The sequence below is a fragment of the Pseudomonas sp. DP-17 genome, assembly GCF_022380625.1.
GTDB classification, from domain to species: domain Bacteria; phylum Pseudomonadota; class Gammaproteobacteria; order Pseudomonadales; family Pseudomonadaceae; genus Pseudomonas; species Pseudomonas nitroreducens_A.
Genome location: NZ_JAKSXG010000004.1, coordinates 513,682 through 535,902, shown reverse-complemented (window position 1 = coordinate 535,902; position 22,221 = coordinate 513,682). Strand labels below are relative to the sequence as shown.

The following is a 22,221-nucleotide window of genomic DNA, read 5'->3' as shown; positions in this document are numbered from 1 at the left end:
ATCGGTTCGATCAATGCGCGCCAGCGGCTTCCAGCATCCTGGCGATGCGGGTCTGGTTGCGCTGGCGGGCGTGTTGCAGCGGCGTGACGCCGTCGTTGTCGGCCAGGTTCAGGTTCGCCCCGGCTTCTATGAGTAGTTTGACGATGGCCTGGTGGCGCGGGCCGCCGTCGCTGAGCAGGATGGCTTCGAGCAGCCCGGTCCAGCCCAGCTTGTTGACGTGATCGGGGTCGACGCCGGCCTGGAGCAGCATCGCTACCACCTCCACATGGCCGCGCTCGCAGGCCGGGATCAGCGCCGTGCCGCCGTAGCGGTTGGTGCTGCGCAGGTCGGCGCCGTGGGCCAGGGTCAGCTGAAGGATTTCCAGACGCCCGGCCGCACCGGCCAGCAGGTAGGCGCTGTCGTGGAGGCGGTTCTGCCGGTTGACGTCGGCACCAGCGGCAATCAGCAGCCGTGCAACTTCCACACGGTTGCCAGCGGTGGCGAGCAACAGCGGCGTATTCCCCTGCCCGTCGCTGACATCCACGGGTACGCCGCGTTTGAGCAGAGCCGCCACCTCGGCGTCGCGCCCGTGACTGGCCGCGCCCAGCAGCGCGTCTGCGGCGGCGCGGCCGTGCACGTCCTCGGTCTGAACAGTCGGCATATCCATCGGCGCTCCCCCGTGTTGGCTGTCGTGCCTCTCATCGAGGCATGCAGTATGACGAAGGGATGCTCTATGCTGAAATTAAATAGAAACATGACTTTCAGTGGGAATCGAAATGCTTGATCCGAACCTGCTGCGCAGCTTCGTGATGGTGGTGGATGCCGGCAACTTCACCCGCGCCGCCGAGTTGCTGCACCTCACCCAGTCCACCGTCAGCCAGCAGATCCTGCGGCTGGAGCAGAGCCTGGACTGCCGCCTGCTGGACCGCAGCCAGCGCCAGGTGCTGCCCACCGAACAGGGGGAAAGGCTGCTGGGTTATGCCCGGCGTATTCTCGAACTGGGCTCGGAAGCGCGCGAGGCGCTGAGCAGCGAGCACAGCGAGGGCGTGTTGCGCCTGGGGATGCCGGAGGACTTTGCCGGCGAACGGATGATGCCGTTGCTGGCGGCCTTCAGTGCCGAACGGCCGCGGCTGCGCCTGGAGGTGTCCAGCGGCCTCAGTCAGGAGCTGCTGCGCCAGTACCGCGGCGGCGAGCTGGACCTGGCGCTGGTCAAGCAATGGGGCGCGGACAGCGACTGCCTCGCCCACTGGCCCGAACCCCTGGCCTGGCAGGACAGCGCGGCAACCCCTGCCGCCGCCCGCGACCCACTGCCGCTGGTGGTGTTCCCATTGGGGGCGCTGTATCGCCAGGAGATGATCCACGCCCTGGAAGCCAGCGGCCGGCGCTGGCGCATCAGCTACAGCAGCGCCAGCCTGGCCAGTCTTTCAGCGGCGGTAGCGGCAGGCATGGGCGTCAGCCTGCTGCCTTTGCGCGGCCGCCATGAGGGTCACCGCGTGCTGACCGCCGAGGAAGGTTTCGCACCCATCGAGGGACTGGAACTGGCGCTTTATGCGCGCCCGGAACTGGGCAGTGCCGGTCGCAGCCTGTGCGAGCAATTGCGCGAGCTGTGCGCGCAACTGGCAGCGGTAGCCGTGTAGCGTCGGGCTCAGGCCGGAGCGCCGAGACGCTCGAGGAATTGCTCGGCCGGCACCGGCTTGCCGAGCAGGAAACCCTGCAGCGAGTCGCAGCCCAGCCGGGTGAGGAAGGTCTGCTGGCCGGAGGTTTCCACCCCTTCGGCAACGATCCGCAGGTCCAGCGCCTGGCCCAGGGCAACGATGGCCGAGACGATGGCGGCGTCGTCGCTGTCCTGTTCCAGGTCGCGGACGAAGCCGCGGTCGATCTTCAGCTCGTTGGCCGGCAGGCGCTTGAGGTACAGCAGGCTGGAGTAGCCGGTGCCGAAGTCGTCGATGGACAGGTCCACGCCCATGTCCGACAGCCTGCCGAGGATTTCCAGGCTGGAATCGGCATCGCGCATCGCCGTGGTCTCGGTGATCTCCAGGGTCAGGCAGCGCGCCGGCAACTGGTGGCGCTGCAGTGCGTCGGCCACCGACTGCACCAGGGCGGCATGGCAGAACTGCAGTGCCGAGAGGTTCACCGCCACGCGCCAGTTTTCGTGGCCCTGCAGGTACCACTCGCGCATCTGCCGGCAGGCCTCATCCAGCACCCAGTCGCCGATGGGAATGATCAGCCCGGTGCGCTCGGCCAGGGTAATGAAGGTATCGGGCATCAGCAGGCCGCGCTGCGGGTGCTGCCAGCGCAGGAGCGCCTCGGCGCCGATGGGCTCGCCGCTGGCGGCGAACTTGGGCTGGTAATGCAGGGTGAATTCGCGGCGATCCAGCGCCGCGCGCAGGTCGTGCAGCAACTGCAGGTGGTTGCGCGCATTGGTGTTCATCGACTGCTCGAAGAAGCTGTAGCCGTTCTTGCCATTGCCCTTGGCGTGGTACATCGCCGCGTCGGCGTTGCGCAGCAGTTCCTGCTGGGTGGAACCGTCGCCCGGATACAGCGTGATACCGATACTGGCGGCGATGCGCAGCTCCTGCCCGGCTACCTGGAACGGCTGGGCCAGCAGACTGATCTGCTGCCCGGCGACGGTCACCGCGTCTTCGGCCTCGGCCAGTTCGGCGAGCACCACGAATTCGTCACCGCCGATGCGCGCCACCGTGTCTTCGCTGCGCAGGCTGTCGCGCAGGCGCTGGGCCACAGCCTTGAGCAACAGGTCGCCAACATGGTGGCCGAAGGCATCGTTGACCGGCTTGAAGCCGTCGAGATCGAGGAACATCAGCGCGAAATGCCCGCCGCCACGCTGCACCTTGCCGATCATCTGCTCGATGCGATCCTCCAGCAGGATGCGGTTGGGCAGGCGCGTGAGGTTGTCGTGCAGAGCGAGCTGGGTCAACTCCTGGTTGGCCTGCGCCAGCGACGAGGTGAGCTGCGCCGTGCGCGACTCCAGGCGTGCGTCCAGTACCGAGGTGAGCAGCGCGATGCCGATCACCGCCAGGGTGACGATGATGATCAGCAGCGCCAGCCAGTCGCTGTCCAGGCCATTGGGTGACGCGCCACAGAAACTGCCCTCGGGAAAGCGCGCGGCGGCCATGCCGGTGTAGTGCATGCCGACGATGGCCACACCCATCACCAGCGCCGCGCCAGCACGGGCCAGGCGCACGTAGGGCGTGTTCTGCCGCAGCTTGAAGGCAATCCATAGCGCAGCACCGGAAGCCGCCACGGCGATCACCAGGGACAGGCCGAACAGCGTCGGGTCGTAGTCGATACCCGGCTGCATGAGCATCGCGTACATGCCCAGGTAATGCATGCAACTGATCCCTGTGCCCATGGCCAAGGCGCCGCAGACCAGTTGCCAGAGCGGCAGGCGGTCCTGGCTGACCAGGGCCAGGGCAAAGCCGGAGCTGAGCACCGCGATGGCCAGCGACAGCAGGGTCAGGGTGAGGTCATAGCCCAGCGGGATCGGCAGGCTGAAGGCGAGCATGCCGATGAAGTGCATCGACCAAACGCCGATGCCCATCGCCACCCCGCCGCCACTGATCCACAGCAGCACCGGCCAGCCGCGGGTGGTCGCGATGCGCCCGGCCAGATCCAGGGCCGTGTAGGACGCCAGCATGGCGACGCACAGCGAAATCAGGACGAGGGCGGGATCGTAACTACCGGCAAGCATGGGGACTCTCTGATGGACTCACGGGCTGATGGACTCACGCGGTCCCTGCGCGCAAAAGTCCGGGATTCTAGCGAACACCGATGAAGCGGAACCAGCGCTTGCGGTGGATTTTCTATCGGCGTGCCCGCAGCCGCCTTGAGCGCCGTTCGGCGGGCCTGCGGATGATCCATCGCAGGTCCACTCCGGCCGAAACGGCTACCCTTTCCCCGACCATCACCATCGGAGCCGCCCTTGGCGAAGCAACCCTCGATCCTCAGCCTGCCCTTCCGCCGCCTGGCCAACCCCTATACCCGCTATCGCTATGCCGCCTGGATCCATTGCGTGCGGGTCGGCCTCGCGCTGTTCGCCTCGATGCTGATCACCAGCGCGCTGAAGCTGCCCCACGGTCTCTGGGCCTCGGTGACGGTGCTGGTGGTGATGGGCGGGCTGGTGCACCAGGGGACGATCCGCGGCAAGTCCTACGAGCGGGTAATGGGCACCCTGGCCGGCGCGGCGCTGGGCTTGTGCGTGATCGCGATCTACGACCAGACCCGATCGCTCACCCTCACCTACCTGCTGATGTCCGTGCTGGGGGCCGCCTCGGCCTTCTTCGCGATCCGTCGGCCCGGCTACGTGGCTCTGCTGGCCGGGATCACTATGTGCATCGTCGCCGGCCCAGGTGAAACCGGCTTCACCGAAGGCCTGTGGCGTTCGGCCAACGTGCTGATCGGCGTCGCCGTGGTCCTGCTGTTCTCGCAGATCTACCCGTTGCGGGCAGTCTACGTCTGGCGCTACCTGCTCTCGGACAACCTGCGGGCCTGCGCGCGGATGTACGGGCAGTTGTCGTCCAACCACGACTTCACGCCCGAACACTTCGCCCGCCAGCTGGAGGAACTGGATCACCGTCTGGTGGCGTCTCGCGCTCACCTGGGGCCGGTGTCGAAGGAGACCGCGATGCCGCTGCGCGAGCTGGAAATCCTCCAGCGCATCCACCGCGCGATCATGGGCACGCTGGAGTCGCTGATCGCCTCGCGGCAGTTCGCCGCCCAGGCCGGGGAGATAGAACCGGTGCCAAGCAGCCTCGACGCGCACCGGCAGATCATCGCCCGCCTGCTGCTGCAATCGGCCCACGCCTTGAAGTTCAGCCGTACCAGCAAGCTGGTGCAGGCCTGCCAGGGCCTGGACAACCTGCCGGCGCGGCCGCACAACCTGACCGACTCCTTCGAGAAGCAGGGCTTCTACTGGCTCACCCTGCGTCTGTATGAACAGGTGGAGATGCTGTCGGAAAAGCTCGCCGCCACCTCCGGGCACTGGAATATCCAGAGCCGCGACCGGGCCTGAGCCCGGCCGCGCTGCGGTCATCAACGGCCAATCAGGCGCCGAAACCACCGTCGATGGTCAGGCTGGCGCCGGTGATGTAGCCGGCTTCCGGGCCCGCCAGGTAGGCGACGAAGGCGGCGACTTCTTCCGCACGGCCGTAACGCCCTACCGCCATCAGGTCCATCAGGGAGGCCGCGAAGTCGCTGTCCGCCGGGTTCATGTCGGTGTCCACCGGGCCGGGCTGCACGTTGTTCACGGTGATGCCGCGCGGGCCGAGGTCGCGGGCCAGGCCCTTGGTCAGGCCGACGATGGCCGACTTGCTCATGGCATAGACGGCGCCACCACCGAAGGGCATGCGATCGGCGTTGGTGCTGCCGATGGTGATGACGCGCCCGCCCTGCCCCATGTGCCGCGCGGCGGCCTGGGTGGCGACGAAGACGCTGCGCACGTTCACCGCCAGGGTGCGGTCGAGGTCTTCCAGGCTGAACTCTTCCACCGGGGCGATGGCCAGCACGCCGGCATTGTTCACCAGGATGTCGATACCGCCCAGGCGCTGGGCCGCGGTGTCGATGGCGCTCTGCACGGAGGCCGCGTCGCCGCTATCGGCCTTCAGCGCCAGGGCGCGGCCGCCGGCGGCTTCGATGCTGGCGGCGAGGTCTTCGGCCTTCTGCGCCGAGCTGACGTAGGTGAAGGCCACGGCGGCACCTTCCTGAGCCAGGCGCTGCACGATGGCGGCGCCGATACCGCGGGAACCGCCTTGGACGAATGCGACCTTGCCTTGGAGGGATTGGGTGGTGGTGGTCATTGTGAATCTCCGAAAGTAGTGGGGGAGTAAGTTCGACGGGCTCAGTTTCTCTCTGGAACTCGTTACTCGGTAGCCAGCAATCGCTATATTCAGTCGATACCAAATGTCCGGAATACCACCCATGGAAAGCCTGATCAGTATCGAGTGCTTCGTCCGCAGCGCCGAAGCCGGCAGCTTCGCCGCGGCCGCGCGGCGCCTGGGCCTGACCCCGGCGGCGGTGAGCAAGAACGTGGCGCGGCTGGAGAACAACCTGGGCGTGCGGCTGTTTCAGCGTAGTACCCGCAGCCTGGCCCTGACCGAATCGGGCGAGCGATTTCTCCTTGAGGCCAGCGGCGGCCTCGCCAGCCTGCAGAGCGCAATCGCCAACCTGGCCAGCGCCGACGGCCAGCCCAGCGGCATGTTGAAGGTGAGCATGGGGCTGGTGTTCGGCCGCGACTACATCCTGCCGCTGCTGGGCGACTTCCTCGGGCGCTACCCGGCGATCCGCCCGGACTGGCACTTCGACAACCGCCAGGTCGACCTCATCGCCGAAGGCTTCGACGCGGCCATCGGCGGCGGCTTCGAGCTGCCGCCCGGCGTGGTGGCGCGCAAACTGTGCCCGGCGCACCTGGTGCTGCTGGCCTCCCCCGCCTACCTGAAGAGCCGCCCGGCGATCCGCTACCCCTCCGACCTGCCGAGCCACGACGGCATCCGCATCCGCTCGCCGCAGACCGGTCGCGTGCGCCCCTGGCCGTTGACCAACCGCCAGCAGGCCCAGGCGCCGATCGCGCTGAAGGAGCGGATGACCTTCAGCGACCCGGAAGCCGCCTGCGTCGCCGCCTTGATGGGCCTGGGAGTGACCCTGGTGAGCATGCAGCACGCCGTGCCCTACCTGGACGACGGCCGGCTGCAGCGCGTGCTGCCGGACTGGTACGTGGACGCCGGCAACACTGCCCTGTACTACGCGGCGCAGAAACTGCTGCCGGCCAAGACGCGGGTCTTCGTCGACTACGTGATCGAGCAGTTTCGCAGCCAGGGCCTGGAGCGGAAGTTCAGCGCCATCTGACCGGCGACACGGAGATCGGGCTTTTCTTGACCAGCATCAGAACTGAAATGAATTCGTGGGACATTCGCTTGTCGGTAGTTAGCAGGCTAACGTAATTTCGAACTTCTTCGATTCGGCATTCGAGATGCAAGGAGAACCCGCATGAAAAAGTACGCCCTTCTGCTCGCCCTGGCGTTTTCCGTACCGGCTTTCGCCGACAGCGCGCTGTGCGACGGCAACCTGCAGCAGATCAACGACTTTCTCAAGACCGCCAGCCCGAACGCCACCGGCGTGAAGGTCAACGCGGTCCATGAGTACCTCGCCAAGGCCGAGGAAGCGAAGAAGGCCGGCAACTACGAGGAATGCGTCAACCAGTCCAGCCAGGCGCTGCGCGTGATCAAGAAGCCCGCCAACCGCTGATGGCCAACGCCCATGAAAAAGCCCCGCCTAGGCGGGGCTTTTTCATGGGCGCAGTCAGGCGAAGGACTCAGCCGCAGGAGACCTGCTTCACCACCTGGTTGTCGTCGACATCGATGTTCAGGCGCTGCGAGTTGTACTCCATGGTCACCGGCTGGTGCGGGGTGAGCACGCGGGCGACGCTGGCGCCCGCGTCGCGACGGGCTTCCTCGGTCAGGGTGGGGTTGACCACCTTGCCGACGATCGACTGCACCGCCTTGGCGTTGCAGGTGCCGGTCATGGCCGGCGAGTCGTCCGCGGCCGGCTGGGCGGCATCGGACGAGGAATCCTTGGAGCTGCACCCGGCAAGTGCGGCGACAGCGAGAAGCGACAGCAAGGTCACTCGGTTCAAGGGCATGAAAGGTCTCCCTGGTTCTTCGTGGAAAAAACGCGAAAGGCGCCACCTTACCAGCCCGTGGGCCGAGGCAGCGCGTGGATGTATTGCAGGCTGATACACGCAAGGCATGTCGTAGAGCCGTACGGCGCCATTTACACAACCTTTACACCGGCGGCGTTACGATTCCTTCGGGGCCGATGTCTCATAGATACCTGGTTTCTCACCGGGTTCCTCAGGAGGTGCATCATGCTTCAACGTCTCCCCCAGATCGCCCTGCTCTGCGCTGGCCTCGCCCTCGCCGGCCAGGCCGCGGCCAACAGCAACACCGATGCCGCTGCAATAGGCGCCGTAGTCGGTGCGGTTGTCGGGGGTGCAGTGGTCGCCGGTTCTCAGCCCGCGCCGGCGCCCTATTACGCTCCCCCGCCTCCGGTGGCCTATTACCCGCCGCCACCGGTGTATTACCAGCCGGTGCCGGTCTACCAACCCGTGTACCAGCCGGTCTACCGCCCGGTCGTGGTGGTGCCCGGCCCGCGTTACTACGGGCCGCCCCGCTACTATGGTCCGCCGCGCTATTACGGCCCCGGCTACTACGGCCCGCCGGGCCACTACCGTCACTGGTAAGCAGCACAAGAAGGACCCCGCTCACGAGCGGGGTCCTTGCATTCAGGCGGGCAGACGAATGCTCCCGGCCAATTCCTCGAACAGCGTCACCACTGCCCGCAGGGCCCGGCAATCGGGCCGGGTCAGCAGCCAGAGGTGGATGGTGCAGCCAGGCAGCTCCGGCGCCAGCACCTGCAACCCGTCGTCCGGGCGCAGCAGGAATGCCGGCAGCGCGGCCAACCCCAATCCGGCGCGGCAGAGATCGAGGACCGACAGCATGCTGTTGCAGCGATAGGCCGGCAGGACCGTGGGGAATGCCTGGCGGCGCCAGGCGACGCTGGAGTGGTCGGGCAGGAAGTCGTCCGGGGCGATCCAGCTCATGTCCTGCCACGGCCGGTCGCCCTGCTCCACCAGATAATCGCGGTGCGCGCAGAGGACGTAGTGCACCTCGCCCAGCTTGCGTCCGACCAGATGTTCCGGCGGCGCATTGGTCAGGCGCAGGGCAATGTCGGCGTCGCGGCGGCTGAGGTTGGCGAAGGCGTTGGAGGTGGTCAGTTCCAGGTTAAGCGCCGGGTAGCGCTTCATGAAGCGCGCCAGGGCCGGCAGCAACAGCCCCTGCAGCACGGTGTCGGAACAGGTCAGGCGCACGGTGCCGCTGAGCACGTCATGGCCCTGTTCCAGGCCCAGGCGAGCCGCCTCCAGCGCCTGTTCCGCCAGTTCGGCCTGGGTCGCCAGCTGCTGTGCGGTGGCGGTGGCCAGGTAGCCGTTGCGACCCTTCTCGAACAGCGCGGTACCCAGCGCCTTCTCCAGCCGGCGCACGGCGCGGAATACGGTGGACACGTCTACCTCGAGCAATTCCGCAGCGCGCGCAAGGCTGCCGCCGCGCACCAGCGCGAGTACCAGGGCCAGATCGGCGTATTCCAGACGGTATTGCATCGACGCACTCCAAGCTTGCGTAATCGCCCATTTTCGATTGCGCCTGCGCAACTATAAATTGCCTGCCATGGGCCCGCCAATGGGGCCACGACGCCGGGGGAACACAGGATGGGAAAACGTCGTAAAGCACTGCGCATAGGCCTGATCGGCGACCGCGACAGCCGTGTCACCGCCCACTGGGCGATTCCCCTGGCCTTGCAGCAATCGCTGCTGCCGCATTCGGGCACCCTGCGCGTGGACTGGCTCGATACCCCGCGCCTTGCCCAGGGCCTGGAGCTCGAGCCCTATTCCGCTTTCTGGTGCATCCCCGGCAGCCCTTACCTGAACACCGAAGGCGCCCTGCGGGCCATCACCTTCGCCCGCGAGAACGGGGTGCCCTTCCTTGGCACCTGCGGCGGCTTCCAGCATGCCTTGCTGGAGCGCGCCCGCAATGTCCTTGGCTGGAGCGACGCGGCCCATGCCGAGATGGACCCGGAAGCCGCGCGCCCCGTGGTGCAGGCACTGCCCTGTCCGCTGGTGGAAGTCAGCGAGACCATCCGTCTGGCCCCCGGCTCGCATCTGGCGGCGATTTACGGCCTGCCGGAAATCCGCGAAGGCTATCGCTGCAGCTACGGGGTGAACCCTGCGTTCCAGGACGCACTGTTCGGCGGCTCGCTGCGGGCCTGCGCTCATGGCGAGGACGGCAGCATCCGCGCGCTGGAAGCCACCGACCATCCGTTCTTCGTCGCCACCTTGTTCCAGCCCGAACGCAAGGCCCTGGCCGGTATCGCCGTGCCGCTGGCCGAAGCGCTCCTGTCTGCCGCATTCCGTCACCAGTTCAGCCGTACCGGGAGCCCCGCATGATCGCCACTACACCGCAACCGCCCTATTTCGCCGTGACCTTCACCTCCTACCGCAGCGAACAGGACGAAGGCTACGGCGCCACTGCCGAACGCATGCTGGAGCTGGCCGCGCAGCAGGACGGCTTCCTGGGCGTCGAATCGGCTCGCGGTGCCGATGGCCTGGGCATCACCGTATCGTATTGGCGCGATGAAGCCGCGATCCGCCAGTGGAAGCAGCAGGCCGAACACCGCATGGCCCAGCGGGCCGGCCGCCGCGACTGGTACAGCGCCTTCCGCGTGCGCATCAGCCGGGTCGAGCGCGAATACGGCTTCGAACGCTGAGCGACCCGTTCTGGCCCAGACACGACATGCCGGGTTCGATGCCCGGCGCACATCGTCTAGGCTGGTCCCCATTCAGCAAAGGGGGACCGACGCATGCACCGACAAGCCAGTGAACTGCAGGCCGCCTACCTGGGCGAAGTCCGCGGTGAAAACTTCTTCCTCGGCCTGGCCGAGCAACTGCCGGAGGGGGCGTCCTCGATGCTCCTGCTGGCAAGACTGGAGCGCCAGACCGGTCTGCGCATGGCGCGGCTGCTGCAGCGCCATGGGCTACCGCTGGGCGACACCGCGCACGCCGCCGCCCAGGGCCGCCAGCGCGCCGCCGACTGGCACGGGCTCGACTGGCCACAGACCCTGGAGAAGCTCGAAGTGCTGGTGGAACCCTATGTGCAACGCTACGACAAGCTGGCCGACCAGGGCGACGACGACGACCGCGACATCCTCGATGACCTCGCCGAGCACGAGCATGCCCTGCTGGAGTTCACCCGCCTCGCCCGCGACGGCCAGATGAACGCGGCCAAGGCCACCATCACCCGCCTGCTGGCCGTACCGGCCTGAACCTGACAGGGAGCACGTCCATGGCGCTATCGCCCTTCCACCTGGCCATTCCCGTTTACGACCTCGCCCTGGCGCGGCGTTTCTACGGCGAGGTGTTCGGCCTTGCCGAAGGTCGCAGCAGCGACCAGTGGGTGGACTTCGATTTCTTCGGCCACCAGTTGGTGATCCATGAACATCCGCGCACCGCGAGCCAGGAGGCGGCGCATACCAACGCCGTCGATGGCCATGACGTGCCGGTACCGCACTTCGGCGTGGTGCTGCCCTGGGAAGACTGGGAGCGCCTGGCGCAAAGGCTGCGCGAGCGCGGCACGCAGTTCGTCATCGAACCCCATGTGCGCTTCCAGGGCCAGGTGGGCGAACAGGCGACGCTGTTCCTCTTCGACCCCTGCGGCAATGCCCTGGAATTCAAGGCTTTCAAGGACATCGGCCAGTTGTTCGCACGCTGAGTGGCGACCGATTATCCACCCTGGAATTCACCTTCAAATCTACTGGAAGTTTCCTACATAGACTTGCACTAGCCATTTCTAGGATGGCGCCCGTCCCCACCGTTCACCTCGAGGTGACCCGACGTGCGCCCTCTCCGCTGGCTGACGCTTTATCTCTTCTGCATCCTGGGTGCGCCGTTCGCCCTGGCCGATGACTACGACACACCCAGTTGGCGTCGCTACGACAACGCCGCCATCGACCGGACCTACCAGGCTGCGGGCTTTTCCGCACGCGGTATCGAACAGCGCGCACAGATCCGACGCGCGCGACGGAACCTGAAGATATCGAGCCTCTCCCGGGAATCGCTCCTGGTCTCCTACCCACAGGCAAAGGGGCCCCTGAGCCCGCGAGTCACCTCACGCATCATCGAGCGCGCCCATGAACTGATCGGCACGCCCTACCGCTGGGGCGGTGAAAGCGAAGAGTCCGGCTTCGATTGCAGCGGCCTGATCGTCTACCTGTACAGCACCATCGCAAACCGCAAGCTTCCGCGCACCACCACCTCGATGATCGCGCAAAAGCGCAATGCCGTGGACCAGGATGAGCTGCAGCCGGGCGATGCGGTGTTCTTCAATCATGACGGCACGGGGCGTGTCAGCCACGTGGGCCTGTACATCGGTGGTGGCCGTTTCATCCACGCACCACGCACCGGCAAGACCATCCGCATCGACTCGCTGGACAACCGCTACTGGCAGCGCAGCTACACGACCGCCCGACGCTTCACCGGAAGATCCGGCTAGCCGGCGAACACGCGTCACCTCTCGAGGTACTAATCGGAAAATGCCTACACGGCTTTGCAGTTTCCCCACGTTAACGCAACACAGGAGATTTCTAAGATAGCGCCCCGTTCCGCTACCTAGTCACACGATGTACCCAAGATGCGTTTCCTCACCCTGCTGGGCACCACCCTGTTGCTCACCCTGACCGTTACTCACGCAGAAGCCCGCGAGACAAAGCGCACGGCGCCGCACAAGGCGACCTCCAGCCTGTCCCGTGCCAGCCATGCGAAGGTGGTCAACCGCAACAATGTCCGCCTGCACCGGGAGCTGAAGCGTCCGCTGCAATCGGGCGTGCACAAGGCGCCGGTCACCAGCAATTCGCGCGTCGTGGCGCGTGCCCGGCAGCTGATCGGCGTGCCCTACCGGCATGGCGGCACCACGGTCGCCAATGGCTTCGACTGCAGCGGGTTGCTGGTCTACCTGTTCAGCACCGAAGCGGGCCTGAAGTTACCGCGCACCACCAGCGAGATGATCGTGAGCGAAAGCAAACGTGTTGGCCGCAGCGACCTCAAGCCCGGCGATGCGGTGTTCTTCAACCGCAACGGGCGCGGCAGCGTCAGCCATGTCGGGCTGTATATCGGCAACAACCAGTTCATTCACGCGCCCAGTTCCGGCGAACGTATCCGCATGGATTCGCTGAACAACAACTACTGGGAACGTAGCTTCACCACTGCCCGCCGCTTCAACGGCTGACCCCCTTCCGCCACCGGATGAATCCCAACGATGCCCAGCCTGCTGGTCGAGATAGTGCGCTACACCGAGGAGTGTTTCCCTGGCTGGGCTGAGTGCCGCCTGGTCGATGCCGTCGGGCGCGACTGGCGCTTCCTCAAGCCCCGCGCGATGCTGCGTACCGGCAGCCACGACGACCGCCTTCCGGCCGTTGGCCGCATCGATTGCGAAGTGCTCGACCGCGTCGACGGCACGGCGCTGGTCAGCACCGCACAGCCGCGCGGCATCAAATCGCTGGATGGGGAAAACCGTTTCCGCATTCCCCTCAGCGCCCTGGTCGACGACTGACGCGGCTCAGTCCCGCGTCGCCTGCCCTTCCTCGGCGATCTTCGCCGCATCCCAACCGCCGCCCAGCGCGGCGATCAGCTGCACGCTGGCAGTCAAGCGACTGCCGGTGAGGGTCAGCAATGTGCGCTCGTTGGAGAGCGCGCTGGTCTGGGTGGTGACCACGTCGCTGTAGTCGATGGTGCCGGCCTTGTACTGGTTGGTGGTCAGGCGCAGCGCCTCGCGGGCGGAGTCCAGCGCTTGCTGCTGCACGCCGCTCTCTTCTTCCAGCACCTTGAGCTGGACCATGTAGTCCTCGACCTCGCGGAAGCTGTCCAGCACGGTCTGCCGGTAGCTGGCCACGGTCTGGTCGTAGCTCGCCTCGGCCTGCTCGACCTGGGAGGCGATCAGCCCGCCATCGAACAGGGTCATGGCGAACTGCGGGCCGATGGACCAGTAGCGGTTGGGCGTTTCGATCCAGTTCTGGAAGCTGCCGCTGCGGTAGCCGCCGGCGGCGGTGAGCGTCAGGTCGGGGAACCAGGCGGCCTTGGCCACGCCGATCTTGGCGTTGGCGGAGATCACCTGGCGCTCGGCGGAGGCCACGTCCGGGCGACGTTGCAGCAGCTCCGACGGCAGCAGCGCCGGTACATTCGGCAGGCTCGGCACGCCGTCCACGGCGGCCAGGGAGAACTGCGCCGGCGGCACGCCGACCAGCACCGCGATGGCGTGTTCCAGCTGCGCACGCTGGTACTTCAGGTCAATCGCCTGGGCCTCGGTGCTTTTCAGCTGGGTGCGCGCCTGGGCGACGTCAGCCTTGGTGACGATGCCGGCGTTGTACTGGTTCTCGGTGAGCTTGAGCGAACGCTGGTAGGCGGTGACCGTGTCGTTGAGCAGCTTGATCTGCTGGTCCATCACGCGCAGTTGCAGGTAGTTCTGGGCCAGCTGCGATTGCAGGGAAAGCCGCGAGTTGGCGAGGTCCGCCGCACTGGCGTCCATGCTCGCGTTGTCGGCTTCCAGCTGGCGACGCAGCTTGCCCCACAGGTCCAGCTCCCAGCTCACGCCCAGGCTCGCCGAGTAGCTGTTGCTGATCGAACTGCTGCCGCCACCACTGCTGACGGTGGAGCCGTCGGGCAGGCGCACGCTGCCGCCGCTGCCGGTGCCTTGCCCGGAGCGCGTCTTGCCGACGTCGGCGCTGATGGTGGGGAAGAACGACGAGCGCGCGCCCTTGGCCAGCGCCTGGGCCTGGCGGTAGGACGCCAGCGATTGCGCCAGGGTCTGGTTGGCGGCGACCAGGCGGGTCTGCAGGTCGTTCAGCGTGGCGTCGCCGTACAGCTCCCACCAGGCGCCGTGGTTGAAACCGTCCTGCGGCTTGGCCAGTTGCCAGCCCTCGCCCTCCTTGAAGCTGGCCGGCACCGTCAGCTCGGGGCGCTGGTAGTCCGGGCCGATGGCGCAACCGGCCAGGGCCACGGCCAGCGCCAAGGCCAGCGGAGTGAGCAGGGAACGGGAACGGATCATACGGGTGTCTCCAGGGCGCCGTCGGTGCGCACGCCACGCTTCTTGTTGACCCAATGGCGCAGGCGGTCGAGGTAGAGGTAGACGACGGGGGTGGTGTACAGGGTCAGCAACTGGCTGCCGATCAGGCCGCCGACGATGGTCATGCCCAGCGGGCGGCGCAGCGCGGCGTCGCCGCCGATGCCGAAAATCAGCGGCAAGGCGCCGAGAATGGCAGCCAGGGTGGTCATCATGATCGGCCGGAAGCGCTTCATCGCCGCCTCCAGGATCGCATCCTTGGGTGACAGGCCCTGGGTACGTTCGGCGTCCAGGGCGAAGTCGATCATCATGATCGCGTTCTTCTTCACGATGCCGATCAGCAGAATCACCCCGATCAGCGCGATCAACGACAACTCGGTGCGGAACAGCATCAGCGTGAGCAGCGCGCCGACGCCCGCCGAAGGCAGGGTCGAGAGGATGGTCAGCGGGTGCACGTAGCTCTCGTAGAGGATGCCCAGCACGATGTAGACCGACACCAACGCCAGCAGGATCAGCCAGGGCATGTCGTTCTGCGTGTCCTGCACCGCGCCGGCGTTGCCTTCGAAGGTGGCCTGGATTTCCATCGGCAGGTGGAGGGGTTCCACCGCCGCCAGGATGGCGTCGCGGGCCGGGCCGATCTGTGCCCCCTGCGCCAGGTTGAAGGAGAAGGTGGTCGCTGCGAACTGGCCCTGGTGGTTGACCTCCAGCGGCGCGCGGCTCGGCTCGATGTGGGTGAAGGCCGAGAGCGGGATGCGCTGGCCTTCGCTGTTGATCACGTAGACCTGGCGCAGCTCCTCGGGCGTTTCCTGGTACGGCTGGGCGACTTCCATCACCACGTGGTACTGGTTCAGCGGGTTGAAGATGGTCGAGACCTGGCGCTGGCCGTAGGAGTTGTTCAGCACAGCGTCCACCTCGGCGACGTTCACCCCCAGGCTCGCCGCGCGGTCGCGGTCGATCACCAGGCGGCTCTGCACGCCCTTGTCCTGGGCGTCGCTGTTCACGTCGACGATCTGCGGCACCTTGTTCATCGCCGCCTCCACCTTGGGTGCCCATTCGCGCAGCAGCGTGAGGTCATCGCTGCGCAGGGTGAAGTCGTATTGCGCGTTGCCCTGACGACCGCCGATGCGCACGTCCTGGCCGGCAACCAGGAACAGGTTGGCGCCGGGCACCTCCGCCAGCTTCTTGCGCAGGCGGTTGACGATGGTTTCCGCTGAATCGCGTTCGGTGATGTCCTTCAGGGTAACGAAGAAGGAGCCGGTATTGCTCGACTGCCACTTGCCGCCGCCGACGAAGCCCACGACGTTTTCCACGCCGGGATCCTCGGAGAGTATCCGACGAAACTCCGCCATCTTCTTGTCCAGCGCCTGGAACGAGATGCTCTGGTCGGCCACCGCGAAGCCACGCAGGCGCCCGGAGTCCTGCTGCGGCAGGAAGCCCTTGGGCACCACCACGAACAGGTAAAGGTTAAGCGCAATGCAGCCGAGCATGATCATCACCATCAGCCGCGAGTGCTCCAGCGCCCAGCTCAGGCTGGCGCGGTAGCGCTGCATGAAGGCGACGAAATAGCGGTTGCTCTGGCGCTCCACCGAGGCCTTCTTCGGCCCCCGCTCGACCGGCTTGAGCAGGCGCGCGCAGAGCATCGGCGTCAGTGTCAGGGACACCACCAGCGACACCAGGATGGCCGCCGCCAGGGTCACCGAGAATTCGCGGAACAGCCGCCCGGTGATGCCACCCATGAGCAGCAGCGGGATGAACACCGCCACCAGCGACAGGGTCATCGACAGCACGGTGAAGCTCACTTCCCGAGCGCCACGGATCGCCGCCTGGATCGGCGGGTCGCCCTCCTCGATGCGCCGGGCGATGTTCTCCACCACGACGATGGCGTCATCCACCACGAAGCCGGTGGCGATGATCAGCGCCATCAGCGACAGGTTGTTCAGCGAGAAGCCGCACAGGTACATGACGGCGAAGGTGCCCACCAGCGACACCGGCACCGCGAGGCTGGGGATCAGCGTGGCGCGGCCGTTGCGCAGGAACAGGTAGACCACCAGGATCACCAGCACCACGGAGATGATCAGGGTCAGCTCGGCCTCTTCCAGCGAGGAACGGATCGACGGGCTGCGGTCATCCATCACCGACAGTTTCACCTGTGGGCCGAGCACGTCCTGGATGATCGGCAGCTGCTCGTGGATGGCATCGGTGGCCTCGATGATGTTGGCACCGGGCTGGCGGGTGATGATCAGCAGCACCGCCGGCAGGTCGTCGGAGAAGCCGGCGTTGCGCACGTCTTCCACCGAGTCGGTGACCGTGGCGACGTCCTTCAGGCGCACCGCCGCGCCGGTCTCGGCGTTGTAATGGACGATCAGCGGGGCGTACTCGCTGGCCTTGCGCAGCTGGTCGTTGGAGTCCACCTGCCAGTGCCGTTCACCGAACTCCAGCGAGCCCTTGGGGCCGTCGGCGTTGGTGTTGTTGATGGCGTTGCGCACCGTGTCCAGGGAGATGCCGTACTGGCTGAGCTGGTCCGGGTTGACGTCGACGCGCACCGCCGGCAGCGAGGACCCGCCGATGCTCACCTGCCCCACCCCTTTCACCTGCGCCAGCTTGGGCGAGACGATGGTCGAGGCCAGGTCGTACATCTGCCCGCGGGTGTAGGTGTCCGAGGTCAGCGTCAGGATCATGATCGGCATGTCCGACGGATTCGCCTTGCGGTACGTCGGGTTGTTAGGCATGCCCGAGGGCAGCAGGCTCATGGCCGCGTTGATCGCCGACTGCACCTCGCGCGCGGCGCCGTCGATGTCCTTGGACAGGTCGAACTGGATGATGATGGTGGTGTTGCCCAGGGAGCTGCTGGAGGTCATGTCGGTGACCCCGGCGATGCGCCCCAGCGAGCGCTCCAGCGGCGTCGCCACCGTGGAGGCCATGGTCTCCGGGCTGGCGCCGGGCAGCGAGGCCTGTACCAGGATGGTCGGGAAATCGACGTTGGGCAGCGGCGCCACCGGCAGCAGGCTGAACGACAACGCACCGGCCAGCATCAGCGCCAGGGTCAGCAGGCAGGTGGCGACCGGGCGCAGGATGAACAGGCGCGACAGGCCGCCCATCAGCCGCGCTCCGCCGGGTCGATGCTGTTCACGTCCAGGCCATGGCGCTGCCGCCAGTTGGCCCAGCGCGTGGCGAGGCGATCGAAGTACAGGTAGATCACCGGCGTGGTGAACAGGGTGAGCAACTGGCTGACCAGCAGGCCGCCGACCATGGTGACGCCCAGCGGCTGGCGCAGCTCGGCGCCGGCACCGCCGGCGAGCATCAGCGGCAAGGCGCCCAGCAGCGCAGCCATGGTGGTCATCAGGATCGGCCGGAAGCGCAGCAGGCATGCCTGGTAGATCGCCTCATGGGGCGGCTTGCCCTCGTTGCGTTCGGCGTCCAGGGCGAAGTCGATCATCATGATCGCGTTCTTCTTGACGATACCGATCAAGAGGATGATGCCGATGATCGCCACGATGCCGATGTCCTGCCCCGAGAGCATCAGCGCCAGCAGCGCGCCCACGCCTGCCGAAGGCAGCGTGGAAAGGATGGTCACCGGGTGGATGAAGCTCTCGTAGAGGATGCCCAGCACGATGTACATGGTGACGATGGAAGCCAGCACCAGCAGCAGGGTGTTGGACAGCGAGGCCTCGAAGGCCTGCGCCGCACCGCGGAAGCTGCCCTGCAGGCTGACCGGCATGTCCATCTGGGCCTCGACGTCGCGGATCGCCTGCACCGCCTCGCCGAGGGCAACGCCCTTGGCCAGGTTGAAGGAGATGGTCGCGGCCGGGAACTGGGCGATGTGGTTGACCGCCAGCAAGGTGTGACGCTCCTCCACACGGGCCAGACTCGACAGGCGCACCTGGGTGCCGTCGCTGGACGGCACGTAGAGGTTCTCCAGCGACTGCGGGCCGATCTGGAATTCCGGCGCCACCTCCAGCACCACGCGGTACTGCGTGGCCTGGGTGAAGATGGTGGAAATCAGCCGCTGGCCGAAGGCGTTGTAGAGCACGCTGTCGATGCTCGACAGGCTCACGCCCAGGCGCGAAGCGGTGTCGCGGTCGATGTTGATGTAGGCCTGCAGGCCCTTGTCCTGCCAGTCGGTGGCCACGTCGGCCAGCTCCGGCAACTGCTGCAGGCGGTCCACCAGGCGCGGCACCCAGTCGGCGAGCACGTCGGGGTCGGCGTCCTGCAGGGTGAACTGGTACTGCGTGCGGGCAATCCGGTCTTCGATGGTCAGGTCCTGCACCGGCTGCATGTACAGCTTGATGCCGGCGATCCGGTCCAGCTCCGGCTGCAGGCGGTGGATCACCTCGCTGGCGGTCACGTCGCGCTCGGCGTGGGGCTTGAGGTTGATCAGCAGGCGCCCGGTGTTGAGCGTGGCGTTGGTGCCGTCGACCCCGATGAACGAGGACAGGCTTTCCACCGCCGGGTCCTTCAGTACGATCTGCGCCAGGTCCTGCTGGCGGCTCGCCATGGCCTGGAAGGAGATCGACTGGGGAGCCTCGGCGATACCCTGGATCACCCCGGTGTCCTGCACCGGGAAGAAGCCCTTGGGCATGAAGATGTACAGCAGCGCGGTGAGCACCACGGTGGCGATGGCCACCAGCAGGGTCAGCGGCTGGTGGCGCAGCACCACACGCAGGGCGGCTGCGTAGCGCTCGATCATCTTGTCGATGAAGCGCCCGGCAGCGCGGGCGAAACGCCCTTCCTTCTGCGGTTCGACGTGGCGCAGCAGCTTGGCGCTGAGCATCGGCGTCAGGGTCAGGGAAACGAAGCCCGATATGAGAATCGCCACCGCCAGGGTGATGGCGAATTCGCGGAACAGCCGGCCGGCCACGTCGCCCATGAACAGCAGCGGAATCAGTACGGCGATCAGCGAGAAGGTCAGCGAGATGATGGTGAAGCCGATCTGCCTGGAGCCCTTGAGCGCGGCCTCCAACGGCGGGTCGCCCTTTTCCAGGTAACGCGCGATGTTTTCCACCATGACGATGGCGTCGTCCACCACGAAGCCAGTGGCGATGGTCAGCGCCATCAGCGTCAGGTTGTTGATCGAGAAACCGGCCAGGTACATCACGCCGAAGGTGCCGATCAGCGACAGCGGCACGGCGAAGCTGGGGATCAGCGTGGCGGAGATGTTGCGCAGGAACAGGAAGGTGACCATCACCACCAGGCAGACGGCGAGGAACAGTTCGAACTGCACGTCCGCCACCGAGGCGCGGATGGTCGTGGTGCGGTCGGTGAGCACCGTCACTTCCAGGCTGCCCGGCAGGGTCGCCTGCAACTGCGGGAGCATCTTCTTGATGCTGTCGACCACCTCGATGACGTTGGCACCCGGCTGGCGCTGGATGTTCAGCACCACGGCCGGCGAGGTGTTGGCCCAGGCGGCCAGGCGCACGTTTTCGGCGTCGTCCTCCACGCTCGCCACGTCACGTACGCGCAACGGCGAGCCGTTCTTGTAAGCGATGATCAGATCGCGGTAGGCGTCGGCGGACTTGAGCTGGTCGTTGGCGTCCAGGGTCGAGGAACGGGTCGGGCCGTCGAAGCTGCCCTTGGGCCCGTTGAGGTTGTTGTTGGTGACGGTGGTCTGCAGGTCCTGCAGGCTCAGGCCGGCAGCGGCGAGGGCACCGGGGTTGGCGCGGATGCGCACGGCCGGGCGCTGGCCGCCGCTGATGCTGACCAGGCCGACGCCGGATATCTGCGAAATCTTCTGCGCAAGGCGCGTGTCCACCAGGTCCTGGATCTGCGGCAGCGGCATGTCCGGGGACATCACCGCCAGGGTCAGGATCGGCGCGTCCGCCGGGTTCACCTTGCTGTACACCGGCTGGTTCGGCAGGTCCTTGGGCAACAGGCTCTGCGCAGTGTTGATCGCCGCCTGGACTTCCTGCTCGGCCACGTCGAGGTTGATCTGCAGGCTGAACTGCAAGGTGATCACCGAGGCGCCGCCGGAGCTGGTGGAGGACATCTCGTTCAGGCCCGGGATCTGTCCCAGCTGGTTCTCCAGCGGCGCGGTCACCGAGGAGGTCATGATGTCCGGGCTGGCGCCGGGGTACAGGGTCACCACCTGGATGGTCGGGTAGTCCACTTCCGGCAGGGCCGAGATCGGCAGGAAGCGGTAGGCGATGATCCCCGACAGCAGGATTGCCACCATCAGGAGCGTGGTGGCGACCGGCCGCAGGATGAACAGGCGGGACGGGTTCATTCGCTCTTACCGCTGTCCTGGACCGCAGTGTCCGAGCCGAACGGCTTGGCGGTGGACTTGTCGCCCTCTTCCGTCGCGGCCGCGCGGGCCTTCTCGTCGGAGCTGGCGATGTTCATGCGGGTGCCGTCGCGCAGGCGGTCGGTGCCTTCGACGACGACGCGGTCGCCCTCCTTCAGGCCCTCGGTGACCACCACGCGCTCGCTCTCGCTGGTGCCCAGGGTGACCAGTTGCCGCTTGGCCTTGTTCTCCTCGCCGACCAGGTAGACGTAGGTGCCATCGTTGCCGCGCTGAACGGCGTTGGCCGGAATGGTCAGCACGCCCGGCAGGGTCTCGGCGAGCAGGCGCACGTTGACGAACTGGTTGGGGAACAATTTGTGGTCGGCGTTCTCGAAACCGGCCTTGAGCTTGACGGTGCCGGTGGTGGTATCGATCTGGTTGTCCAGGGTCTTCAATACGCCGGTGGCGAGGGTCTGGTTCTGGTTGCGGTCCAGCGCCTCCACCGGCACCGGCTTACCGCTGTAGAGCTCGCGGGCGATGGTGCCCAGTTGCTGCTGCGGCAGGCTGAACACCACGGAGATCGGCTTGACCTGGGTGATCACCACCAGTGGCGTGGTGTCGCCGGAAGTGACCAGGTTGCCCACGTCCACCTGGCGCAGGCCGACGCGGCCGGAGATGGGCGCGCGCACCTGGGTGAATTCGAGGTTGAGCTTGGCGTCGGCGACCTGACCCTGGTTGGTCTTCAGGGTGCCTTCATACTGGCGGACCTGCGCTTCCTGGGTGTCCAGGGTCTGCTTGGCGATGGAGTCCTCGGCGTACAGGCCCTTGTAGCGGGCCAGGTCAATCTGTGCGTTCTTCAGCTGCGCCTGGTTCTGCAGCAGGGTTCCCTGGGCCTGGTCCAGCGCCGCCTGGAACGGGCGCGGGTCGATCACCGCGAGGACGTCGCCGGCCTTCACTTCCTGGCCTTCCTGGAACGGCACCTTGACGAGCTGGCCGCTGACCCGCGCGCGGACGTTGACGGTGTTGTAGGCGGTCACCGTGCCCAGCGCGTGGTAGTGCACCGGCAGATCCCCCTTGACCACCGGCGCGACGCTGACGGTCACCGCAGCGCCGCCCTGCCCCGCGGCCATCTGCCCCGGTCCCGGTCGCCCGCCGCGCCCGCCCTGGGCCGCCGGCGCACCGGTCGACGTCGAGTGCAACCACATGATCAGCCCCACCACCGCGGCGAACAGCAGCGCGGTGATGAGCCAGGGGCACAGTTTGCGGAGTTTCGAGGGCGATCCGTTGCTTGCAGTCATGGGGCTCTGTCTTTTGAAAAGGGGGCTTGGCGCAAAGAAGCGAGAATACCGAGGC

21 protein-coding genes are annotated in these 22,221 nt (G+C 66.6%); 12 read left to right on the top strand and 9 right to left on the bottom strand.

What is annotated here, in order from left to right; genetic code table 11:
- Window positions 1–10: 10 nt before the first annotated feature.
- Window positions 11–646 (bottom strand): ankyrin repeat domain-containing protein, encoded by a 636-nt coding sequence (locus tag MJ122_RS11770; RefSeq protein WP_239744272.1) that lies wholly within the window; start codon window positions 644–646, stop codon window positions 11–13.
- A 109-nt stretch (window positions 647–755) separates the two neighbouring features.
- On the opposite strand from MJ122_RS11770, the gene MJ122_RS11765 reads away from it, so the two are divergent.
- On the top strand, window positions 756–1,616 hold the full coding sequence (locus tag MJ122_RS11765) for a LysR substrate-binding domain-containing protein (RefSeq protein WP_239744271.1): 861 nt from the start codon (window positions 756–758) through the stop codon (window positions 1,614–1,616).
- Window positions 1,617–1,624: 8 nt separating this feature from the next.
- Here MJ122_RS11765 and MJ122_RS11760 read toward each other — a convergent pair whose 3' ends face one another.
- Entirely contained in the window at window positions 1,625–3,688 is a 2,064-nt protein-coding gene (locus MJ122_RS11760; RefSeq protein WP_239744270.1) for an EAL domain-containing protein, read from the bottom strand.
- A 231-nt stretch (window positions 3,689–3,919) separates the two neighbouring features.
- Between MJ122_RS11760 and MJ122_RS11755 the strand changes: the two genes are divergently transcribed.
- The gene (locus tag MJ122_RS11755) at window positions 3,920–5,008 is read left to right on the top strand and encodes an FUSC family protein (RefSeq protein ID WP_239744269.1); all 1,089 of its coding nucleotides are present in this window, start codon (window positions 3,920–3,922) and stop codon (window positions 5,006–5,008) included.
- A 31-nt stretch (window positions 5,009–5,039) separates the two neighbouring features.
- On the opposite strand, the gene MJ122_RS11750 is transcribed toward MJ122_RS11755, so the two are convergent.
- Window positions 5,040–5,792, bottom strand: coding sequence for a 3-oxoacyl-ACP reductase family protein (locus MJ122_RS11750; protein ID WP_088417203.1), 753 nt, complete (start codon window positions 5,790–5,792; stop codon window positions 5,040–5,042).
- Window positions 5,793–5,913: 121 nt separating this feature from the next.
- Here MJ122_RS11750 and MJ122_RS11745 point away from each other — a divergent pair, with 121 nt between their 5' ends.
- Complete coding sequence (locus tag MJ122_RS11745) at window positions 5,914–6,837, top strand: LysR family transcriptional regulator (RefSeq protein ID WP_239744268.1); 924 nt, start codon at window positions 5,914–5,916, stop codon at window positions 6,835–6,837.
- Between the two features lie 141 nt (window positions 6,838–6,978).
- Window positions 6,979–7,236 (top strand): hypothetical protein, encoded by a 258-nt coding sequence (locus tag MJ122_RS11740; RefSeq protein WP_088417205.1) that lies wholly within the window; start codon window positions 6,979–6,981, stop codon window positions 7,234–7,236.
- Window positions 7,237–7,303: 67 nt separating this feature from the next.
- Here MJ122_RS11740 and MJ122_RS11735 read toward each other — a convergent pair whose 3' ends face one another.
- Entirely contained in the window at window positions 7,304–7,630 is a 327-nt protein-coding gene (locus MJ122_RS11735; RefSeq protein ID WP_239744267.1) for an I78 family peptidase inhibitor, read from the bottom strand.
- A 225-nt stretch (window positions 7,631–7,855) separates the two neighbouring features.
- Here MJ122_RS11735 and MJ122_RS11730 point away from each other — a divergent pair, with 225 nt between their 5' ends.
- Window positions 7,856–8,230: a hypothetical protein gene (locus tag MJ122_RS11730; RefSeq protein ID WP_239744266.1), complete on the top strand. Its 375-nt coding sequence runs from the start codon at window positions 7,856–7,858 to the stop codon at window positions 8,228–8,230.
- Between the two features lie 42 nt (window positions 8,231–8,272).
- On the opposite strand, the gene MJ122_RS11725 is transcribed toward MJ122_RS11730, so the two are convergent.
- Window positions 8,273–9,145, bottom strand: a complete 873-nt coding sequence (locus tag MJ122_RS11725) for a LysR family transcriptional regulator (protein ID WP_017517464.1) — start codon at window positions 9,143–9,145, stop codon at window positions 8,273–8,275.
- Between the two features lie 108 nt (window positions 9,146–9,253).
- Here MJ122_RS11725 and MJ122_RS11720 point away from each other — a divergent pair, with 108 nt between their 5' ends.
- The 7 genes from MJ122_RS11720 to MJ122_RS11690 all read left to right on the top strand — a co-directional run bounded on the left by MJ122_RS11720 (window position 9,254) and on the right by MJ122_RS11690 (window position 13,145).
- Entirely contained in the window at window positions 9,254–9,988 is a 735-nt protein-coding gene (locus tag MJ122_RS11720) for a CTP synthase (RefSeq protein WP_239744265.1), read from the top strand.
- A complete protein-coding gene (locus tag MJ122_RS11715) occupies window positions 9,985–10,308 on the top strand; it encodes an antibiotic biosynthesis monooxygenase (RefSeq protein ID WP_239744264.1) in 324 nt (107 codons plus the stop codon). Before MJ122_RS11720 ends, MJ122_RS11715 begins: the two co-directional genes overlap by 4 nt.
- Before the next feature lie 93 nt (window positions 10,309–10,401).
- Window positions 10,402–10,863 carry a hypothetical protein gene (locus tag MJ122_RS11710; RefSeq protein ID WP_088417210.1) on the top strand — a complete coding sequence of 154 codons (462 nt, stop codon included), beginning with the start codon at window positions 10,402–10,404 and terminating at the stop codon, window positions 10,861–10,863.
- Window positions 10,864–10,883: 20 nt separating this feature from the next.
- On the top strand, window positions 10,884–11,309 hold the full coding sequence (locus MJ122_RS11705; RefSeq protein ID WP_088417211.1) for a VOC family protein: 426 nt from the start codon (window positions 10,884–10,886) through the stop codon (window positions 11,307–11,309).
- A 123-nt stretch (window positions 11,310–11,432) separates the two neighbouring features.
- A complete protein-coding gene (locus tag MJ122_RS11700; RefSeq protein ID WP_239744263.1) occupies window positions 11,433–12,089 on the top strand; it encodes a C40 family peptidase in 657 nt (218 codons plus the stop codon).
- Between the two features lie 138 nt (window positions 12,090–12,227).
- Window positions 12,228–12,821: a C40 family peptidase gene (locus MJ122_RS11695; protein ID WP_239744262.1), complete on the top strand. Its 594-nt coding sequence runs from the start codon at window positions 12,228–12,230 to the stop codon at window positions 12,819–12,821.
- A 30-nt stretch (window positions 12,822–12,851) separates the two neighbouring features.
- The gene (locus MJ122_RS11690) at window positions 12,852–13,145 is read left to right on the top strand and encodes a hypothetical protein (RefSeq protein WP_088417214.1); all 294 of its coding nucleotides are present in this window, start codon (window positions 12,852–12,854) and stop codon (window positions 13,143–13,145) included.
- A 6-nt stretch (window positions 13,146–13,151) separates the two neighbouring features.
- Here MJ122_RS11690 and MJ122_RS11685 read toward each other — a convergent pair whose 3' ends face one another.
- Genes MJ122_RS11685 through MJ122_RS11670 form a run of 4 tightly spaced genes read right to left on the bottom strand, consistent with a single transcriptional unit; the run spans window position 13,152 to window position 22,166 of the window.
- Complete coding sequence (locus MJ122_RS11685; protein WP_088417215.1) at window positions 13,152–14,636, bottom strand: efflux transporter outer membrane subunit; 1,485 nt, start codon at window positions 14,634–14,636, stop codon at window positions 13,152–13,154.
- On the bottom strand, window positions 14,633–17,749 hold the full coding sequence (locus MJ122_RS11680; protein WP_088417216.1) for a multidrug efflux RND transporter permease subunit: 3,117 nt from the start codon (window positions 17,747–17,749) through the stop codon (window positions 14,633–14,635). Before MJ122_RS11680 ends, MJ122_RS11685 begins: the two co-directional genes overlap by 4 nt.
- Entirely contained in the window at window positions 17,749–20,871 is a 3,123-nt protein-coding gene (locus tag MJ122_RS11675; RefSeq protein ID WP_239744261.1) for an MdtB/MuxB family multidrug efflux RND transporter permease subunit, read from the bottom strand. Before MJ122_RS11675 ends, MJ122_RS11680 begins: the two co-directional genes overlap by 1 nt.
- Window positions 20,868–22,166, bottom strand: a complete 1,299-nt coding sequence (locus MJ122_RS11670) for an MdtA/MuxA family multidrug efflux RND transporter periplasmic adaptor subunit (RefSeq protein WP_239744260.1) — start codon at window positions 22,164–22,166, stop codon at window positions 20,868–20,870. The genes MJ122_RS11675 and MJ122_RS11670 overlap by 4 nt, the downstream gene beginning before the upstream one ends.
- Window positions 22,167–22,221: the final 55 nt, after the last annotated feature.

Coding starts and splice junctions, on each gene's coding strand:
- MJ122_RS11770 (WP_239744272.1), bottom strand. CDS start 646: ATGGATATGCCGACTGTTCAGACCGAGGACGTGCACGGCCGCGCCGCC.
- MJ122_RS11765 (WP_239744271.1), top strand. CDS start 756: ATGCTTGATCCGAACCTGCTGCGCAGCTTCGTGATGGTGGTGGATGCC.
- MJ122_RS11760 (WP_239744270.1), bottom strand. CDS start 3,688: ATGCTTGCCGGTAGTTACGATCCCGCCCTCGTCCTGATTTCGCTGTGC.
- MJ122_RS11750 (WP_088417203.1), bottom strand. CDS start 5,792: ATGACCACCACCACCCAATCCCTCCAAGGCAAGGTCGCATTCGTCCAA.
- MJ122_RS11745 (WP_239744268.1), top strand. CDS start 5,914: ATGGAAAGCCTGATCAGTATCGAGTGCTTCGTCCGCAGCGCCGAAGCC.
- MJ122_RS11740 (WP_088417205.1), top strand. CDS start 6,979: ATGAAAAAGTACGCCCTTCTGCTCGCCCTGGCGTTTTCCGTACCGGCT.
- MJ122_RS11735 (WP_239744267.1), bottom strand. CDS start 7,630: ATGCCCTTGAACCGAGTGACCTTGCTGTCGCTTCTCGCTGTCGCCGCA.
- MJ122_RS11730 (WP_239744266.1), top strand. CDS start 7,856: ATGCTTCAACGTCTCCCCCAGATCGCCCTGCTCTGCGCTGGCCTCGCC.
- MJ122_RS11725 (WP_017517464.1), bottom strand. CDS start 9,145: ATGCAATACCGTCTGGAATACGCCGATCTGGCCCTGGTACTCGCGCTG.
- MJ122_RS11720 (WP_239744265.1), top strand. CDS start 9,254: ATGGGAAAACGTCGTAAAGCACTGCGCATAGGCCTGATCGGCGACCGC.
- MJ122_RS11715 (WP_239744264.1), top strand. CDS start 9,985: ATGATCGCCACTACACCGCAACCGCCCTATTTCGCCGTGACCTTCACC.
- MJ122_RS11710 (WP_088417210.1), top strand. CDS start 10,402: ATGCACCGACAAGCCAGTGAACTGCAGGCCGCCTACCTGGGCGAAGTC.
- MJ122_RS11705 (WP_088417211.1), top strand. CDS start 10,884: ATGGCGCTATCGCCCTTCCACCTGGCCATTCCCGTTTACGACCTCGCC.
- MJ122_RS11695 (WP_239744262.1), top strand. CDS start 12,228: ATGCGTTTCCTCACCCTGCTGGGCACCACCCTGTTGCTCACCCTGACC.
- MJ122_RS11690 (WP_088417214.1), top strand. CDS start 12,852: ATGCCCAGCCTGCTGGTCGAGATAGTGCGCTACACCGAGGAGTGTTTC.
- MJ122_RS11685 (WP_088417215.1), bottom strand. CDS start 14,636: ATGATCCGTTCCCGTTCCCTGCTCACTCCGCTGGCCTTGGCGCTGGCC.
- MJ122_RS11680 (WP_088417216.1), bottom strand. CDS start 17,749: ATGGGCGGCCTGTCGCGCCTGTTCATCCTGCGCCCGGTCGCCACCTGC.
- MJ122_RS11675 (WP_239744261.1), bottom strand. CDS start 20,871: ATGAACCCGTCCCGCCTGTTCATCCTGCGGCCGGTCGCCACCACGCTC.
- MJ122_RS11670 (WP_239744260.1), bottom strand. CDS start 22,166: ATGACTGCAAGCAACGGATCGCCCTCGAAACTCCGCAAACTGTGCCCC.